We start from the raw sequence: 16960 nt of genomic DNA on the forward strand, positions 1-16960 counted from the left end.
CGACTCAGGATGCCTCGGCCGCCGGCTCTCGAGAGTCGCCGGCCGAGGCATCCGTCGCGTCCTCCCCGTCGGGCATCGACGGACCCGTCGTCTCGTCGTCGGCGGAGCGCTTCTGGAGCAGTTCCAGGATCCAGGCGACGGCGATCGCGACGACGAGGACGAGCAGGACGTCGCCGAGCGACAGCGGCCGCAGCGCGAAGATCCACAGGATGGCGAGGACAGCGACGATCGTGCGGACGAGCACGCAACGGGCGCCGAGCCAGGCGCCGAATCCGCCCGTGTCGAGCCCACGCGCGGCGAGCGAGCGCCGCGCCGACGCGTTGAGCGAGTGGACGGCCGTGCGCGTGCGCACGGCCGGAGTCGATCGGCCCATGAGCCAGCCGATGACGGCGACGAAGACCCCGAACAGAGCGGTGACCCATGCCGTGTGGATCATCGACTCGACGAGCTGGCGATAGATCACGTCCAGTGCCGACGGCGACAGGTCGGTCTGCGTCGCGACGATGCCGACGGCGGTCGAGCCGATGGACAGCGCGATGCCCAGCGACGCGCCGCCTGCGGCCAGTCCGATCCCCGTGCCGAGGATCGCGACGCTGCGACGCCGCGCGAGGAGGATGCCGAGCGCGAAGAGTGCGAGCGCGATGACCGGGAGCCACCAGCCGAGAGTCGCCGCGAGCGCGTACGCCGTGCGGATGAGCGACAGGTTCTCGCCCGATCCGACGATCACGGTGCGATCGACGCTCGGGATGAGGTTCGCGATCCCGACCCCCCGGTCGACGAGGTTCGACTTCGCGCGATCGACGATGGGGCCGAGACGGATGCCGACGCCGTCCGGGGTCCGCACGACGATGCCGCCGCCGTCCGAGGTGGCTGCGACAGTGAGCGCGCGATGGGCTCCGCGCACGGCCGTGGCCCATACGTCGGAGAACGCGTCCGAGCGCACGATGTTGCCGATCGCCTGCGCGACGAGGTTCTCCAGGCCCTGCGCGGCGGGCTGACGGAGAAGGTCGAGCGCGGCGCTCGCCCGCGGGCCGAGCCCGAGCTCGCCTATCCCGTCGAAGACGTCGTCGGTCAGCTGTGCGAAGTCGGCCTGCTCGGAGATCGCGGCGACGGTCTCGTCGATGACGAGGTCCTGCACCGCGGCCTCGTCGACGAGCGGCGCGAGAGTGCGGACGAACGCGTCCTCATCGACGAGCTGCACCCGCGCCCATGCGCCGACGATCGAGACGGGGACGAGGATCGATGCCAGCACGATGCAGATCGCGGAGGCGACGGCGCGCCAGCGGCCCGCAATCGGAGACGGGACGGGCTCGACGACCCCCGCCAATCGGGCGTTCTCGGCCTCGAGCGCGCGCACTCGCGCAGCGAGCGCTTCGACGTGATCCTTCGTCGCATCCGTCATTCCGACATTGTGGACCTGGCCGGCGCCGTGGGCGAGAGACTCACCCGCGGCGGGTGATCGTCGTCAGACGGCGCGCAGGACCGCGACGACTCTGCCCAGAACCGTCGCCTCGTCGCCCAGGATCGGCTCGTAGGCCGAGTTCCGGGGAAGCAGCCACGTGTGCCCGTCGCGGCGCCGGAACGTCTTGACCGTCGCCTCGCCGTCGAGCATCGCCGCGACGATGTCGCCGTTCTCGGCATCCGCCTGCGACCGCACGACGACCCAGTCGCCATCGCAGATCGCCGCGTCGATCATCGACTCTCCCGCGATCTTGAGCATGAACAGATCGCCCTTCCCGACGAGCTGGCGGGGGAGCGGGAAGATCTCCTCGACCTGCTGCTCCGCCGTGATCGGGATGCCGGCAGCGATGCGCCCCACGAGGGGGACGAGGGCCGCATCGCCGACGGACGGCGCGGAGTCGGCGGGGTTCTCCGTCGACATGCCGGGGAGGTCGATGAGAACCTCCATGGCACGGGTCTTGCCCGCGTCACGGCGGAGGTAGCCGCTGAGCTCGAGCTGATTGAGCTGGTGAGTCACGCTCGAGAGCGACTTGAGCCCGACGGCATCGCCGATCTCGCGCATGCTCGGCGGGTAGCCGTGACGCGCGATCGAGCGCTGGATGACCTCGAGGATCGCCAGCTGCTTGTCGCTCAGGCTCCGCCGGCGGCGGGTCGATGGCTTCTCCTGCCTGTCGCGCCCCGTCTCGTCGGTCATGCGCCCAGCTCCCGTCTCGCCGTGAGGGCGGTGTCTCGTCACGTGCAGTGTTCTTCGAATGTCGGAGGCCCGTGGTGGGGTGCTCCTATCGAAACCGTATCCGGATGCGCGGCGATACGCACGGAGGCTCTGCGCGTGTCGCGTTCGAAGGATCCGACCTCGATGTCGTGCTTGACACACAACACTATCGAAGATAGCTTCGGAAGAGAGCTTCGGGTCCTCTCCTCCCGGCCGAGGGGTGGATCCGAAGCTCTCCCCGGCTGCTTCACAGACCCGACCCAGGAGGAGTCATGACCGCGATCGCCCTCAGCGCCCCAGGCGGAGCCCGCACCGCCACCCGGCTGCGACTGACCCAGCGCGGACGACGGCTGCTCGCGGCGCTCGCCGCGCTCCCCGCCGTCGTCGCGCTGGCGCTCGCGATCATCGGCGGCGGGGCGGCGATGGCGGCTCGCGACGCCGTGCCGGCGTCGTCGTTCGAGACGGTCACGGTCCTCGAAGGCGACTCGCTGTGGTCGATCGCGCAAGACGTGGCGCCCGACGCCGATCCGCGTGACGTCGTCGACGCCTTCGTGCGGCTCAACGCGCTCGGTGGCGTGACGCTCACGCCCGGTCAGGAGCTCGCGATCCCCGCCGCGTACGCGCCGGCGCACTGAGCGTCTCCCGGCCGATTCCCCGGGTCCAGCGTCCTAGCATGGGACGGGTGACCAGTCTCGACGACTTGCCCCTCCGTTCCGACCTCCGAGGACAGAAGCCGTACGGCGCTCCGCAGGCGCCTCTGCCCGTCGCGCTCAACGTCAACGAGAACACCCACCCCGTCCCGGGCGAGGTCGCGGACGACATCCTCGACTCCATCTCCCTCGCCCTGCGCGATGTCAATCGCTATCCCGACCGCGAGTTCACCGAGCTGCGCGAGGGATTCGCCGAGTACCTCGGCCACGGTCTGACCCGCGACCAGATCTGGGCCGCGAACGGCTCCAACGAGGTGCTCCAGCACGTTCTGCAGGCGTTCGCGGGTCCGGGCCGCACCGCCTTCGGGTTCGGTCCGACCTACTCGATGTATCCGCTCCTGACCCGCGGGACGGGTGCCGCGTGGGTCGCGGGCACGCGTGCCCACGACTACACGCTGACGCCCGCGGGCGCGGCCCAGCAGGTGGCGGATGCCGCACCCGACGTCGTGTTCCTCTGTGCTCCGAACAACCCCACGGGCACGCCCCTCGGCCTCGACGTCATCGCAGCCGTGTACGACGCGACCGACGGCATCGTCGTCGTCGACGAGGCCTATTTCGAGTTCGCGCCGCGCGACGAGCGGTCCGCGCTGACGCTGCTCCCCGGTCGCGAGAGGCTCGTCGTGTCGCGCACCATGAGCAAGGCCTTCGCGTTCGCAGGCGCCCGCGTCGGCTACCTCGCGGCCGATCCTGCGCTCATCGACGCCCTGCGGCTCGTGCGGCTGCCGTATCACCTGAGCGCGCTCACGCAGGCGGCGGCATCCGCCGCGCTGCGGCACGCGCCCGTCATGCTCGGCATGGTCGACGAGATCGTCGCGCAGCGCGACCGCCTCGCCGCGACCCTCGACGCTCTCGGCTACGAGCCTCACGAGTCGTGGACGAACTTCGTGCTCTTCGGCGGCGTCGGCGATCCGGCCGAGACGTGGCAGCAGCTGTACGACCGCGGCATCCTCATCCGCGACGTCGGCATCCCGCACCACCTGCGCGTGACGGCGGGCACGGAGGACGAGACGACCGCGTTCCTCGAAGCACTCGCGTCGATAGACTCGGCGGCATGAGCGCCCGTACCGCGTCCCTCCGTCGTGCCACGAGCGAGTCGACCGTCGAGCTCGAGCTCGACCTGGACGGGACGGGCCGCAGCCGCATCGACACGACGGTGCCGTTCTACGACCACCTCCTGACGGCGTTCGCGAAGCACTCGCTGACCGATCTGACGGTGCGCGCGTCGGGCGACACCGACATCGACGCGCACCACACGGTCGAGGACGTCGCGATCGTGCTCGGCCAGGCGATCCGCGAGGCCCTCGGCGACAAGGCGGGGATCTCGCGCTACGGCGACGCGCTCGTGCCGCTCGACGAGGCTCTCGCGCAGGCCGTCGTCGACATCTCGGGCCGTCCGTATCTCGTGCACACGGGCGAGCCCGCCGGCTACGAGCACCACCTCATCGGCGGCCATTTCACGGGATCGCTCGTGCGTCACACGTTCGAGGCGATCGCGTTCAACGCGGGGCTGACGGTGCACGTCACGGTCCTCGGCGGCCGCGACCCGCATCACATCGCAGAGGCCGAGTACAAGGCGTTCGCGCGTGCGTTCCGCCAGGCGAAGGCGATCGACCCGCACGTGGAGGGCATCCCGAGCACGAAGGGCGCCCTGTGACGAGCCGGCCCCTCGTCGCCGTGCTCGACTACGGCTCGGGCAACGTCCATTCCGCCGTCAAGGCTCTCGACGCGGCGGGAGCCGACGCACGGCTCACGTCCGACCGCGCTCTCGTCATGGAGGCCGACGGGCTCGTGGTCCCCGGGGTCGGCGCATTCCGCGCGGTCATGGAGGCGCTTCGCGCGATCCGCGGCGACGAGCTCATCGAGCGCCGGCTGGCGGGCGGCCGCCCCGTTCTGGGCATCTGCGTCGGAATGCAGGTGCTGTTCGACCGCGGCGTCGAGCGCGGTGTCGACACGGAGGGAATGGGCGAGTGGCCCGGCGTCGTGACGGAGCTCGACGCCCCCGTGCTGCCGCACATGGGCTGGAACACCGTCGACCCGGGGGAGGGGTCGCGCCTGTTCCGCGGGCTCGAGGACGAGCGCTTCTACTTCGTCCACTCCTTCGGCGCGCGGCAGTGGCTGCTCGACGTGCAGCCGCCGTTCCCGCAGCCCGTGCTGACGTGGTGCACCTATGGGCAGCCGTTCCTCGCGGCGGTCGAGAACGGGCCCCTGTCGGCGACCCAGTTCCATCCCGAGAAGTCCGGGGATGCCGGCATCCGCCTTCTGGCGAATTGGATCGACGGGCTCGGCGGGGCTACCCTCTGAACTCGTGCCTCTCGCGCTCGCCCCGTGCGGCTGAGCCTCCGGCAGACATCCATCCCGTGAAGCGAACCAGGGAGCCATGAACGATTTCGCGTCCACGCCCACATTGACCCTTCTGCCCGCCGTCGACGTGGCGGGCGGCGGGGCGGTGCGCCTCACGCAGGGCGAGGCAGGCTCCGAGACCAACTACGGCGACCCCGTCGACGCCGCGGTCGACTGGGCGCGTCAGGGCGCGGAGTGGATCCACCTCGTCGACCTCGACGCGGCGTTCGGACGCGGCAGCAACACGTCGATCCTGCGCAAGGTCATCAAGCAGGTCAAGGGAGTGCAGGTCGAGGTGTCCGGCGGCATCCGCGACGACGAGACGCTCGAGGCGGCGCTCGAGTCCGGCGCCGCGCGCATCAACCTCGGCACTGCGGCCCTCGAGAACCCCGAGTGGGCGTCCGACGTCATCGGGCGCTACGGCGACGTCATCGCCGTGGGCCTGGACGTCCGCGGCACCACCCTCGCGGCCCGCGGCTGGACGCGTGAAGGCGGCGACCTGTGGGCCGTGCTCGACAGGCTCGAGACGGCGGGCTGTGCGCGCTATGTCGTCACCGACGTCACGAAGGACGGCACCCTGCAGGGGCCGAACCTCGACCTGCTCCGCGAGATGACCGCCCGCACGCCGAAGCCCGTCGTCGCGTCCGGCGGGATCTCGAGTCTCGACGACATCGCCGCCCTGCGCGAGCTCGTCCCGCTCGGCGTCGAGGGCGCGATCGTCGGCAAGGCGCTGTACGCCGGCGCGTTCACGCTGGCCGAGGCGCTGGATGTCGCAGGGCACTGACCCGCACGGAGGCGACTCGGCCGGCATCCCCTGGGAGGGCCGCCGGTTCGAGCCCAATCCGCATGCGGGCGACGACGGCACCGCCGACGGTCCGCTGCTCTCGGCGCTCACGGCGTTCCACGCGGGATCCGGTGACCAGGTCGCGATCGTCGACGCCTACCGCTCGGCGCGGCTGCTGATCCCGCTCGTCGCCGAGAAGGGCGACCACGGCGTCGGGGAGCACGGGCTCGAGGTCGACAAGACCCAGGAGCTGTCGATCGTGACGGTCGCGGCACCGGACGGACGTCGCGTGCTGCCGGTGTTCACCTCCGTCGCCGCCCTCGCGCGGTGGGATGCCGCGGCCCGCCCCGTTCCCGCAGACGGCGTCAGGACGGCTCTGGCCGCCGCCGACGACGACACGGATCTCATCGTCGTCGACCCGGGCTCGGAGACCGAGTTCGTCCTGCGGCGCCCCGCCGTGTGGGCGATCGCGCAGGGTCAGCCGTGGGAGCCGAGCTACGCGTCGCCCGACGTCTATGCCGGGCTGCAGCAGAGCGTCGGGGGAGAGCTCGCGGTGCTCGACCTCGCAGTGGCCCCCGGCGATCCGGCGGGTCGCCTGCGCGGTCCGGAGCTCGTCGTCGTTCTCGAGCTCATGCCCGGTCTGGATCAGGCCGAGCTCGATGCCGTGCTCTCGCGTCTCGCGAAGCGCTGGGCCGCCGACGACCGCATCGCGGTCCTGGTCGACTCCCTGACCGTCAAGCTCCGCCGCGCCGGGGTGTGAACAGCGCGCCGCTCGCGACTCGTCTCCATCGGACGCCGCGGGCATGAACCTGGCCGACCTGGACTGACGTCCGCAGTCGGGGACAGGCGGTCTCGGCATCCCGGGGGGCGGAGCGCCCCACCAGGAGTCAGGTGACCGGCCCCGTCCACTTCTCGCCCGGCCCTTTGCCGATCGGGTCGGGGATGACGGACGCCTCGCGGAACGCGAGCTGCACGGAGCGCAGCCCGTCGCGCAGCGATCGCGCGTGCATGTCGCTGATCTCGGGCGCACCGGCCGTGATGAGGCCCGCGAGGGCGTTGATGAGCTTGCGCGCCTCGTCGAGGTCGGTCTGCGCGGCGGGGTCGTCTGCGAGGCCGACCTTGACCGCCGCGGCGCTGAGGAGGTGGACGGCGGCCGTCGTGATGACCTCGACGGCCGGCACGTCCGCGATGTCGCGAGAGGCGGATGCCGCAGCCTGCTCCTGCGCCTCCCAGCGCGCCCGGCGCTCGGCATCCTGGGCCTCGTGGTTCGTCGCCAGCTCGTCTTCGCCGCCCTGAATCGTGTTCACGCCGCTCTCTCTGATAGACTTTGCCGGGCTCCGGAACGTTCCGCTCCGGATGCGAAAGAGGATCACATCCCACCCGCGCTTGCCGTTCCAGGCTACCGGGTCACGCACTCCGCCCCGACCGCGCAGCGGCCGGGGTAGTCCTACGTCGGAATCGGCGCAGGGAACAGGGTGCAGAGAATGAGCCGGCGCTTCCGCGTCGTGCCGGGTGGACCGTGAGACTCTTCCGCCCGTGACACACCCGTGTCGCGGACCCCCACCCGCACGAAAGAGGAGTTCCGCATCAGCGATCCCCGCACCAACGACCGCATCCGCGTTCCCGAGGTCCGACTCGTCGGTCCTGCAGGCGAGCAGGTCGGCGTCGTCCGCATCGAGGTGGCTCTGCGTCTGGCGCAGGAGGCAGATCTCGACCTCGTCGAGGTGGCCCCCAACTCGAAGCCGCCCGTCGTCAAGATCATGGACTACGGGAAGTTCAAGTACGAGGCCGCGCAGAAGGCCAAGGAAGCCCGCCGCAACCAGGCGAACACGGTCCTCAAGGAGGTCCGCTTCCGTCTGAAGATCGAGGCTCACGACTACACGACCAAGCTCAAGCGTGCAGAGGGCTTCCTCCAGTCGGGCGACAAGGTCAAGGCGATGATCCTCTTCCGCGGTCGCGAGCAGTCGCGTCCCGAGCAGGGTGTCCGGCTCCTCCGCAAGTTCGCAGAGGATGTCGCCGAGTTCGGCACGGTCGAGTCGAATCCGACGATCGACGGTCGCAACATGGTCATGGTGATCGCACCGCACAAGAACAAGTCCGAGGTCAAGACGGAGCAGAACGCCCAGCGCGCCGCCAACAAGGAGGCCGCTCGCACGGCCCGCGCAGGCAGCGCACCGGGCTCCGCTCCCGACGCCGACGCGGCTGCGGCCGAGTAGGGCCGCCCCACAGACTCCCGCACCGCGCGGGATCACGACTCCCGCCCGCGCGGGAAGCACAACGAAGGAAGAGAAATGCCGAAGCAGAAGACCCACTCGGGTGCCAAGAAGCGCTTCAAGATCACCGGCACGGGCAAGCTCATGAAGCAGCAGGCGAACCTGCGTCACAACTTCGAGGGCAAGCCCACCAAGCGCACGCGCCGCCTGTCGCAGGACCAGGTCCTCGCCAAGGGCGACGCCAAGGTCGCGAAGAAGCTCCTCGGCCGCTGACGCGCGCCGACGCACGAATAGGAACCAAACGAAATGGCTAGAGTCAAGCGGGCCGTCAACGCCCACAAGAAGCGTCGCGTCATCCTCGAGCGCGCCTCGGGTTACCGTGGCCAGCGTTCGCGTCTGTACCGCAAGGCGAAGGAGCAGGTCACCCACTCGCTCGTCTACGCGTACCGCGACCGTCGCAAGCGCAAGGGCGACTTCCGCCGCCTGTGGATCCAGCGCATCAACGCCGCGAGCCGCCAGAACGGCCTCACGTACAACCGCCTCATCCAGGGTCTCGGCCTCGCGGGCGTCCAGGTCGACCGCCGCATCCTGGCCGACCTCGCCGTGAACGAGCCCGCGACCTTCGCGTCGCTGGTCGAGACGGCGAAGAAGGCGCTTCCCGAGAACGTCAACGCCCCCAAGGCGTAAGTCTCGGCATCCGTGCTCGAAAGGGCGTCCTCCTCGCGGAGGGCGCCCTTTCCCCGTCTGGCCACCCCGTGGATACCGGTTCGCACGGGACCGCCCTCTAGGATGAGACCGTGCTCGAGAACCCGCGTTCGCCGCGCGTGCGCGCCGTCGCGAAGCTGACCAAGCGCAGCGCGCGCCAGGAGACCGGGCTCTTCCTCCTGGAGGGTCCGCAGGCCGCCCGTGAGGCGCTCGCGTACCGCCCCGAGACCCTCGTCGAGCTGTACGCGACCCCGACGGCGATGGAGCGGCACGTCGACGTGCGTGATGCGGCGAAGGCCGCGGGCGTGAGCGTGCAGTTCACGACGGAGGCCGTGCTCGACGCGATGGCCGACACCGTGACGCCGCAGGGCATCGTCGCCGTCGCGCGGCAGTCGCCGACCTCCGTCCGCGACGTCTTCGCCGCGTCGCCGCGTCTCGTCGCGATCTGCGAGGAGGTGCGCGATCCCGGCAACCTCGGCACGATCATCAGGGCCGCGGATGCCGCGGGCGCCGACGCCGTGATCCTCACGGGCCGCACCGTCGATCCGTACAACCCCAAGGTCGTGCGCGCGACGACGGGGTCTCTCTTCCACCTCGCCGTCGCCGTCGGCGTCGACCTGGCGTCGACCGTCGAGCGCGCGCACGCGGCGGGGCTGCGCGTCATCGCCGCCGACGTCGGGGGCGACGACTTCCTCGCGTCGCGGCATCTGCTCGCCGACCCGACGGCGTGGCTCTTCGGCAACGAGGCGCGCGGTCTCGACGAGGACGCGCTCTCGCACGCCGACGTGTCGCTGCGGCTCCCGATCTACGGCTCGGCCGAGTCGCTCAACCTCGCGACGGCGGCGAGCGTGTGCCTGTACGAGAGCGCGTTCGCGCAGCGCGCGGCATCCTGAATCCGGCACGTTTCGGGCCGGTCACAACTGCGTAACCGTGCGGCCAAACCTCTGGCAGGCCGCCGAGGGCACTCATAGGGTGCGGATATGACGACACCCGATGCTTCGGCGCCGAAGACCTCGAACATCAACGTCCGCCGGGGCGATCCGCTCGTCGTGATCAGCGAAGTGCAGAAGCACTACGGCGACTTCCAGGCGCTCAAGGACATAGACCTCACCGTCAACAGAGGCGAGGTCGTCGTCGTCATCGGTCCTTCGGGATCGGGCAAGTCGACGTTGTGCCGTACCATCAACCGCCTGGAGACGATCACGAGCGGCACGATCTCGATCGACGGCAAGGAGCTCCCCCAGGAGGGGAAGGCCCTTGCTGCACTCCGGGCCGATGTGGGGATGGTCTTCCAGTCGTTCAATCTCTTCGCCCATCTCACCATTCTCGAGAACGTGACGCTGGGCCCCATCAAGGTCAAGGGCATGAAGAGAGCGGATGCCGAAGCCCTTGCGCGACAGCTCCTCGACCGCGTCGGGGTGGGTCAGCAGGCGTCCAAGCTTCCCGCGCAGCTCTCCGGCGGCCAGCAGCAGCGCGTCGCGATCGCGCGCGCTCTCGCGATGCAGCCCAAGGTCATGCTGTTCGACGAGCCGACCAGCGCGTTGGATCCCGAGATGATCAATGAGGTGCTGGATGTCATGGTCGGGCTCGCGCAGGACGGCATGACGATGATCGTCGTGACTCATGAGATGGGCTTTGCTCGCAAGGCGGCGGATCGCGTCGTGTTCATGGCGGACGGGCAGATCGTCGAGGAGGCGACGCCCGAGGAGTTCTTCACGAACGCGAAGTCGGCGCGCGCGAAGGACTTCCTCTCGAAGCTCATCACCCACTAGACCTCCGCGCCTGCACCGGCGCGGCGGAAGCAGATCGATACGAAACCAGGAGGCACACATGCGCAGGACACGGATCGCAACGCTCGCGGGCATCGCGATCGCGGCACTCGCACTCACCGCATGCAACACGGGCACGCCCGGCGGAACGGGTGACACGGGCGCCACGGGCGACGCGGGCGACGGCGATGCTGCTCTCTGGGAAGTCGCCACCGACTTCTCGCTCGAAGGCAGCCCGACGTTCGACAACATCAGCGAACGTGGCAGTGTGATCGTCGGCGTCAAGAACGATCAGCCAGGGCTCGGCTACGAGGACGCGACGACCGGCGAGCGCACGGGCTTCGACGTCGACATCGCGCGGTGGATCGCGGCATCGCTCGGCTTCGCGGAGGACCAGATCGAGTACCAGACGATCCCCTCCGCGAACCGCGAGCAGGCGATCGTGAACGGAGACATCGACTACTACGTCGGCACCTACTCGATCACCGACAAGCGCAAGGAGCAGATCAGCTTCGCGGGCCCGTACTTCATCACGGGTCAAGGTCTGCTCGTCGCGGCCGACAACACGGACATCAACGGACCCGAGGACCTCGCAGGCAAGATCGTCTGCTCGGTGACCGGGTCGACGCCGCTGCAACGCATCCGCGATGAGTTCAATCCTGGCGACACCGTCGAGTACGACACGTACTCGCAGTGCGTCGAGCAGCTCCTCGCCGGCTCGGTGGACGCGATCACGACCGACGAGGCGATCCTCGCCGGCTACGTAGCGCAGCGACCCGACGAGCTGAAGATCGCCGGAGAGCCGTTCAGCGAGGAGCGCTACGGCGTCGGCCTCGCGAAGGGCGACACCGTGCTGCAGGAGCACATCAACACGCTGTTCACCGACGGCGGCGACGTCTGGCAGGCGCTGTTCGATCTGCACCTCGCTCCCGCCGGCATCTCGGGCGAGCAGCCCGACGTCGATCCGATCGACTGATGCACGGACGCGCCGGGGGCGGCTCGCCGCCCCCGGCGCAATCTCTGACCACCGGACACGACAGGAGCGCGCGTGGGCGTCATCTTCGACAATCTCGACCTGTGGGGCGAGATGCTGGTCGGCACGATCATCCTCTTCTTCGCCGGCGGAGCGCTCGCGCTCGTCCTCGGCACGATCGTGGGGGCGATGCGCGTCTCGCCGGTGCCGGTCGCCCGCGCAGTCGGCGCTCTCTACGTCAACACGATCCGCAACTCGCCACTCACTCTCGTCTTCTTCGCGTTCGCGTTCGCTCTGCCCCCTCTGCTGGGTCTGCGCCTGACCGGCCAGACGTCCCTGACGCTCGCGATCTGCGCGCTCGGGATCTACACGGCGACCTACGTCGCCGAGACGATCCGCTCCGGCATCAACACGGTGTCGGTGGGGCAGGCGGAGGCCGCCCGGGCCCTGGGACTGACCTTCGGCCAGGTGATGGGGCTCGTCGTGCTGCCGCAGGCGTTCCGTTCCGTCATCCCGCCGATGATGAGCGTCTTCATCGCCCTGCTGAAGAACACGACGGTCGCAGCCGGCTTCTCGGTCATCAACCTCGGCTCGGTCCGCGCGTACATGAGCGAGCGCGGCGAGAACCAGTTCGTCGCGATCCTGTGGGTCATGGTCGTCTTCGTCGCACTGGTGCTGCTCCTGTCGTGGCTGCAGCGATCGCTCGAGACCCGATGGAAGGTGACGCGATGACCTCCGTGCTGTACGACGTCCCCGGCCCCCGGGCGATCGCTCGCAACCGGATCATCGGGATCGTGACGGTGCTCGTCGTAGCGGGCGTCCTCGGGTTCATCCTGTGGCGGCTCATCGAGACGGGGCAGTTCACGGCGATCAAGTGGTCGGCGTTCACCTACACGAACGTGTGGGTCCAGATCGGGCTGGCGATGTGGGCGACGGTGTCGGCCTTCGCCGTGGCCGCCGTCGGTGCGCTCGCGCTCGGATTCCTCCTCGCGCTCGGGCGCCTCTCCGACCACGCGTGGGTGAGGTGGCCGGCCGGGGCGGTCGTCGAGGTGTTCCGTGCGATCCCCGTCCTGGTGTTCATGTTCCTGCTGTACTTCGGCCTTCCGGCGATCGGCATCCGCATGGTCCCGTTCTGGGCCGTCGTGATCGCGCTCATCGCGTACAACGGGTCGGTGCTCGCGGAGGTCTTCCGTGCCGGCGTCGAGTCTCTTCCGAACGGCCAGAGCGAAGCGGGCTACGCGCTCGGCCTGCGCAAGTCCGGAGTCATGCGCCTCATCCTCCTGCCGCAGGCGATCAGGGCGATGCTGCCCGTCATCATCGCGCAGCTCGTCGTGACGCTCAAGGACACGGCACTCGGATTCATCATCACGTACGAGGAGCTGCTGTTCTACGCACGCTTCCTCGGATCGCGGTCGGAGTTCGGCTCGCCGATCGTGCCCGCGACCATCGTCATCGGCCTCATCTACATCGCGATGTGCCTCCTGCTGTCGTACTTCGCCAGCCTCGCCGAGAAGCAGCTGCGGCGCTCGCCGAAGGCGAGGGCCGCAGCGGAGGCGATCGCGCCGCTCCTGCACGAGACGACCGACACGGAGCTCATCGTCGCGCAGGACGCCGAGGATCGACGCGGGCGCCCCTGACACGTCGCGGACTCGATCGGGACAGGGGTGGGCACCCGCCCTCGGTAGACTCGTTCCTCGTGTCCGATGCACCTGATTCCCCCGACATCACGCCCGCCGCTGTCGATGCCGCCCTCGACGCCGCGCTCGCCGCGATCGCCGGCGCGACGACGACGGCAGAGCTGAAGGCGGCGCGCGGCGCGCACTCCGCCGAGGGCTCGCCCCTCGCAAAGCTCAACGCACAGCTGCGCAACGTGCCGAACGACCGCAAGGCCGAGTTCGGCAAGCTCATCGGGCAGGCGCGCGGGCGCGTCACGCAGGCTCTCGCGGCGCGCGAGGAAGAGCTCGCCGCCGCCGAGACGGCAGCCCGGCTCGAGGCGGAGCGCGTCGACATCACGGCGCTCGGGCAGCACGCGCGCGTCGGGGCGCGGCATCCCATCTCCCTCCTCCAGGAAGAGGTCGCCGACATCTTCGTCGGGATGGGCTGGGAGATCGCGGAGGGCCCCGAGCTCGAGCACGAGTGGTTCAACTTCGACGCCCTCAACTTCGACGAGGACCACCCCGCGCGCCAGATGCAGGACACGTTCTTCGTCGACCCCGTCGCACGCCACCTCGTGATGCGCACGCACACGAGCCCCGTGCAGGTGCGCTCCATGCTCGAGCGGGACCTGCCGATCTACGTCCTGTGCCCCGGACGGGTCTACCGCACCGACGAGTACGACGCGACGCATCTGCCCGTCTTCACGCAGTTCGAGGGGCTCGTCGTCGACAAGGGCATCACGATGGCGAACCTCAAGGGCACGCTCGACCATGCCGCCAAGGTGCTGTTCGGCGCTGAGGCGAAGACGCGGTTCCGCACGAACTACTTCCCCTTCACCGAGCCGTCTGCCGAGCTGGATCTGTGGCATCCGACCTTCAAGGGCGGCGCCCAGTGGATCGAGTGGGGGGGCTGCGGCATGGTGAACCCCAACGTGCTGCGCGCGGCCGGGATCGACCCCGAGGTGTACTCGGGCTTCGCGTTCGGGATGGGGATCGAGCGGACGCTCATGTTCCGCTCGGACGTGCAGGACATGCGCGACATGGCCGAGGGCGATGTCCGCTTCAGCGAGCAGTTCGGAATGGTGGTCTGATGCGCGTCCCTCTGTCGTGGCTGCGTGAGTACGTCGATGTCCCGCAGGATGCTTCGCCCGAGGACGTCCTGGCGGCTCTCGTGTCGGTCGGGTTCGAGGAGGAGGACGTCTTCCGCTTCGACGTGCACGGCCCGATCGTCGTGGGCGAGGTCCTCGAGTTCGTCGAGGAGCCGCAGTCCAACGGCAAGACGATCCGCTGGTGCCAGGTGCGTGTCGCTCCGGGCGACGAGACCGCGGCCGACGGCGGCCCCGCCGTGCACGGCATCGTGTGCGGGGCGCGCAACTTCTTCGTCGGCGACAAGGTCGTCGTGACGCTCCCCGGCGCTGTGCTCCCAGGTCCGTTCCCCATCGCGGCGCGCAAGACCTACGGGCATGTCTCGGACGGCATGATCGCGTCGGCGCGCGAGCTCGGCCTCGGCGAGGAGCACAGCGGCATCCTGCGTCTCGTCGAGCTCGGCATCGACGCCCCCGTCGGAACCGACGCGATCGAGCTCCTCGGCCTCGACGACGTCGCGGTCGACGTCAACGTGACGCCCGACCGCGGGTACGCCCTCTCGATCCGCGGCATCGCTCGGGAGTATGCGCACGCGACGGGCGCGGAGTTCCGCGATCCGGCAGAGAGGATGGGGCGCGCGGCCGCCCTCCGGGACGGGAACGCGTTCCACGTCGCCGTCCAGGATGCCGCGCCGATCCGCGGTCAGGTCGGGGCATCCGAGTTCGTCGCCCGCATCGTCCGCCACGTCGACCCGACCAAGCCCACGCCCGCGTGGATGATCGCGCGCCTGACGCTCGCCGGCATCCGCTCGCTCGGCATCCTCATCGACATCACGAACTACGTCATGATCGAGCTCGGCCAGCCCATCCACGGCTACGACCTCGACAGGCTCGCAGGCGGCATCACGGTGCGCCGCGCAACGGCGGGCGAGAAGCTGGAGACGCTCGACGGCAGAGTGCGCGAGCTCTCGACCGAAGACCTGCTCATCACCGACGAGTCGGGCCCGATCGGACTGGCGGGCGTCATGGGGGGCGGCACGACCGAGATGACGGATGCCACGCGCAACGTCCTCATCGAGGCGGCGACGTTCGACACCGTGTCGATCGCGCGCACGGCCCGTCGGCACAAGCTCCCGTCCGAGGCGTCCCGCCGCTTCGAGCGGGGCGTCGACCCCGCGATCCCGTTCGTCGCGGCGGCGCGCGTCGCGGAGCTCATGGTGGAGTACGCGGGCGGAACGGACACGGCCGCCGGCGGAGCCCTGCACCGGTCGTTCGAGGTGCCCGTGATCGAGCTGCCGCACGGGTTCGTGCAGGGACTCATCGGCGTCGAGTACACGCCGGACGAGATCGTCTCGGCGCTCGAGAAGGTCGGATGCCGCGTCATCGCGCTCGGCGACGACTGGGCGGTGCATCCGCCGACGTGGCGCCCCGACCTCACCGACAAGTGGACGCTCGCGGAGGAGGTCGCCCGCATCCACGGCCTCGACCGCGTGCCCTCCGTGCTCCCGACGCCCCCGTCGGGCCGCGGTCTCACGACCGCTCAGCGCGCACGCCGGCGCGTCTCGAACGCGCTCGCGGCCGCGGGCTTCGTCGAGACCCCGTCGTTCCCGTTCACGGGCGAGGAGCAGAACGACCTGCACGGGTCGGCATCCGGCGCGCACGCACCCGGCATCCGCATCGCGAACGCGCTCGACGGCCAGGCGCCGTTCCTGCGGCGCTCTCTCGTGCCGGGTCTCCTGCAGGTCGCGCACCGGAACGTCGCGCGCGGGTTCACCGATCTCGCGCTGTTCGAGACGGGCGCCGTCTTCCTCCCCGAGCCCGGCGTCGAGTACGGCACGTCATCCATCCCGCCACTGGCCGTGCGCCCGGATGCCGCGACCCTCGCACAGCTCGACGCCTCGATCCCGCCGCAGCCTCGCCACGTCGCCGTGCTCCTGACGGGGAGCCGCATCGCGAAGCAGCCCGGTCAGGCAGCCGCCCCGTTCGACCTCGCAGACGCACTCGACGCCGTTCGGACGATCGCCGCGGCCGCAGGCGTCGAGATCGGCGTCGCGCAGGCCGAGCGCGCGGCGCTGCATCCCGGGCGCACGGGTGCGCTGAGCGTCGGAGACGTCGTCGTCGGCTACGTCGGCGAGCTCCTGCCGACCGTCGCCGAGGGCGCAGCTCTTCCCGGTCGCGTCGTCGTCGCCGAGCTCGACCTCGACCTCGTCATCTCGCTCGCGGGCGAGCGCGTCGTCGCGGCATCCCTCTCGGGATTCCCGGCCGCAACGCAGGATGTGTCGCTCGTCGTGCCCGCCGCGATCCCTGCCGCCGCCGTTCGCGACGCGCTCGTCGAGGGCTCCGGCGCGCTGCTGGAGTCGCTGCGCCTCGTCGACGACTACCGAGGCGAGGGCCTGCCCGAGGGCGTGAAGAGCCTGACGTTCGCGCTGCGGTTCCGCTCGTCCGATCGCACCCTCACGGCGGCGGAGGCGACCGACGCCAAGCTCGCGGGAGTCGCCGTCGCGGCCGACAGGTTCGGGGCGACGCTCCGCGAGTAGCGGGGGTCGTTCCGCT

The 16960-nt window shown here is 70.1% G+C and carries 19 protein-coding genes; 16 read left to right on the top strand and 3 right to left on the bottom strand.

The annotated features are described in order from the left end of the window. Positions 1-4 precede the first annotated feature (4 nt). Both FHS08_RS12335 and lexA read right to left on the bottom strand, forming a co-directional pair. Entirely contained in the window at positions 5-1402 is a 1398-nt protein-coding gene (locus FHS08_RS12335; protein ID WP_167039365.1) for a hypothetical protein, read from the bottom strand. Between the two features lie 63 nt (positions 1403-1465). Further along, positions 1466-2155, bottom strand: a complete 690-nt coding sequence (gene lexA, locus FHS08_RS12340) for a transcriptional repressor LexA (protein WP_167039366.1) — start codon at positions 2153-2155, stop codon at positions 1466-1468. Positions 2156-2445: 290 nt separating this feature from the next. Between lexA and FHS08_RS12345 the strand changes: the two genes are divergently transcribed. The 6 genes from FHS08_RS12345 to FHS08_RS12370 all read left to right on the top strand — a co-directional run bounded on the left by FHS08_RS12345 (position 2446) and on the right by FHS08_RS12370 (position 6767). Next, on the top strand, positions 2446-2808 hold the full coding sequence (locus FHS08_RS12345) for a LysM peptidoglycan-binding domain-containing protein (protein ID WP_167039367.1): 363 nt from the start codon (positions 2446-2448) through the stop codon (positions 2806-2808). A gap of 47 nt (positions 2809-2855) precedes the next feature. Continuing rightward, positions 2856-3938: a histidinol-phosphate transaminase gene (locus FHS08_RS12350; protein ID WP_424960800.1), complete on the top strand. Its 1083-nt coding sequence runs from the start codon at positions 2856-2858 to the stop codon at positions 3936-3938. Further along, positions 3935-4537 (top strand): imidazoleglycerol-phosphate dehydratase HisB, encoded by a 603-nt coding sequence (hisB, locus tag FHS08_RS12355; protein ID WP_167039370.1) that lies wholly within the window; start codon positions 3935-3937, stop codon positions 4535-4537. The genes FHS08_RS12350 and hisB overlap by 4 nt, the downstream gene beginning before the upstream one ends. Then, on the top strand, positions 4534-5184 hold the full coding sequence (gene hisH, locus FHS08_RS12360) for an imidazole glycerol phosphate synthase subunit HisH (RefSeq protein ID WP_167039372.1): 651 nt from the start codon (positions 4534-4536) through the stop codon (positions 5182-5184). Before hisB ends, hisH begins: the two co-directional genes overlap by 4 nt. A gap of 76 nt (positions 5185-5260) precedes the next feature. After that, positions 5261-6007 (top strand): bifunctional 1-(5-phosphoribosyl)-5-((5-phosphoribosylamino)methylideneamino)imidazole-4-carboxamide isomerase/phosphoribosylanthranilate isomerase PriA, encoded by a 747-nt coding sequence (priA, locus tag FHS08_RS12365; RefSeq protein WP_167039374.1) that lies wholly within the window; start codon positions 5261-5263, stop codon positions 6005-6007. After that, positions 5991-6767 (top strand): SseB family protein, encoded by a 777-nt coding sequence (locus FHS08_RS12370; RefSeq protein ID WP_167039376.1) that lies wholly within the window; start codon positions 5991-5993, stop codon positions 6765-6767. Before priA ends, FHS08_RS12370 begins: the two co-directional genes overlap by 17 nt. Positions 6768-6894: 127 nt before the next feature. Here FHS08_RS12370 and FHS08_RS12375 read toward each other — a convergent pair whose 3' ends face one another. Continuing rightward, positions 6895-7314 carry a DUF1844 domain-containing protein gene (locus FHS08_RS12375; protein ID WP_341800396.1) on the bottom strand — a complete coding sequence of 140 codons (420 nt, stop codon included), beginning with the start codon at positions 7312-7314 and terminating at the stop codon, positions 6895-6897. A gap of 240 nt (positions 7315-7554) precedes the next feature. Here FHS08_RS12375 and infC point away from each other — a divergent pair, with 240 nt between their 5' ends. From infC to pheT, 10 genes are all read left to right on the top strand, one after another. Continuing rightward, positions 7555-8223: a translation initiation factor IF-3 gene (infC, locus tag FHS08_RS12380; protein ID WP_167039378.1), complete on the top strand. Its 669-nt coding sequence runs from the start codon at positions 7555-7557 to the stop codon at positions 8221-8223. A 75-nt stretch (positions 8224-8298) separates the two neighbouring features. Next, positions 8299-8493, top strand: a complete 195-nt coding sequence (gene rpmI, locus FHS08_RS12385) for a 50S ribosomal protein L35 (protein WP_167039380.1) — start codon at positions 8299-8301, stop codon at positions 8491-8493. A gap of 33 nt (positions 8494-8526) precedes the next feature. After that, positions 8527-8907 carry a 50S ribosomal protein L20 gene (gene rplT / locus FHS08_RS12390; RefSeq protein WP_167039382.1) on the top strand — a complete coding sequence of 127 codons (381 nt, stop codon included), beginning with the start codon at positions 8527-8529 and terminating at the stop codon, positions 8905-8907. Positions 8908-9017: 110 nt separating this feature from the next. Beyond that, on the top strand, positions 9018-9818 hold the full coding sequence (locus FHS08_RS12395) for a TrmH family RNA methyltransferase (RefSeq protein ID WP_167039384.1): 801 nt from the start codon (positions 9018-9020) through the stop codon (positions 9816-9818). 87 nt (positions 9819-9905) lie between these two features. After that, complete coding sequence (locus tag FHS08_RS12400; RefSeq protein ID WP_167039386.1) at positions 9906-10697, top strand: amino acid ABC transporter ATP-binding protein; 792 nt, start codon at positions 9906-9908, stop codon at positions 10695-10697. Between the two features lie 58 nt (positions 10698-10755). Beyond that, complete coding sequence (locus FHS08_RS12405; RefSeq protein WP_167039388.1) at positions 10756-11670, top strand: glutamate ABC transporter substrate-binding protein; 915 nt, start codon at positions 10756-10758, stop codon at positions 11668-11670. A 72-nt stretch (positions 11671-11742) separates the two neighbouring features. Continuing rightward, positions 11743-12399, top strand: a complete 657-nt coding sequence (locus FHS08_RS12410) for an ABC transporter permease subunit (RefSeq protein ID WP_167039390.1) — start codon at positions 11743-11745, stop codon at positions 12397-12399. Continuing rightward, positions 12396-13304 (top strand): amino acid ABC transporter permease, encoded by a 909-nt coding sequence (locus tag FHS08_RS12415; RefSeq protein ID WP_167039392.1) that lies wholly within the window; start codon positions 12396-12398, stop codon positions 13302-13304. The genes FHS08_RS12410 and FHS08_RS12415 overlap by 4 nt, the downstream gene beginning before the upstream one ends. Before the next feature lie 59 nt (positions 13305-13363). After that, positions 13364-14413: a phenylalanine--tRNA ligase subunit alpha gene (gene pheS / locus FHS08_RS12420; protein WP_167039394.1), complete on the top strand. Its 1050-nt coding sequence runs from the start codon at positions 13364-13366 to the stop codon at positions 14411-14413. Then, on the top strand, positions 14413-16944 hold the full coding sequence (gene pheT, locus FHS08_RS12425) for a phenylalanine--tRNA ligase subunit beta (protein ID WP_167039397.1): 2532 nt from the start codon (positions 14413-14415) through the stop codon (positions 16942-16944). The genes pheS and pheT overlap by 1 nt, the downstream gene beginning before the upstream one ends. The last annotated feature ends 16 nt before the right edge of the window (positions 16945-16960 follow it).

This window comes from Microbacterium ulmi (assembly GCF_011759705.1).
In the GTDB taxonomy this organism is placed as follows: domain Bacteria; phylum Actinomycetota; class Actinomycetes; order Actinomycetales; family Microbacteriaceae; genus Microbacterium; species Microbacterium ulmi.

Excerpts from the sequence above, each read along its gene's own strand:
- FHS08_RS12335 (WP_167039365.1), bottom strand. The coding sequence starts at position 1,402 with ATGACGGATGCGACGAAGGATCACGTCGAAGCGCTCGCTGCGCGAGTG.
- hisB (WP_167039370.1), top strand. The coding sequence starts at position 3,935 with ATGAGCGCCCGTACCGCGTCCCTCCGTCGTGCCACGAGCGAGTCGACC.
- FHS08_RS12400 (WP_167039386.1), top strand. The coding sequence starts at position 9,906 with ATGACGACACCCGATGCTTCGGCGCCGAAGACCTCGAACATCAACGTC.
- FHS08_RS12370 (WP_167039376.1), top strand. The coding sequence starts at position 5,991 with ATGTCGCAGGGCACTGACCCGCACGGAGGCGACTCGGCCGGCATCCCC.
- FHS08_RS12405 (WP_167039388.1), top strand. The coding sequence starts at position 10,756 with ATGCGCAGGACACGGATCGCAACGCTCGCGGGCATCGCGATCGCGGCA.
- rpmI (WP_167039380.1), top strand. The coding sequence starts at position 8,299 with ATGCCGAAGCAGAAGACCCACTCGGGTGCCAAGAAGCGCTTCAAGATC.
- lexA (WP_167039366.1), bottom strand. The coding sequence starts at position 2,155 with ATGACCGACGAGACGGGGCGCGACAGGCAGGAGAAGCCATCGACCCGC.
- rplT (WP_167039382.1), top strand. The coding sequence starts at position 8,527 with ATGGCTAGAGTCAAGCGGGCCGTCAACGCCCACAAGAAGCGTCGCGTC.
- priA (WP_167039374.1), top strand. The coding sequence starts at position 5,261 with ATGAACGATTTCGCGTCCACGCCCACATTGACCCTTCTGCCCGCCGTC.
- pheT (WP_167039397.1), top strand. The coding sequence starts at position 14,413 with ATGCGCGTCCCTCTGTCGTGGCTGCGTGAGTACGTCGATGTCCCGCAG.
- FHS08_RS12415 (WP_167039392.1), top strand. The coding sequence starts at position 12,396 with ATGACCTCCGTGCTGTACGACGTCCCCGGCCCCCGGGCGATCGCTCGC.
- FHS08_RS12345 (WP_167039367.1), top strand. The coding sequence starts at position 2,446 with ATGACCGCGATCGCCCTCAGCGCCCCAGGCGGAGCCCGCACCGCCACC.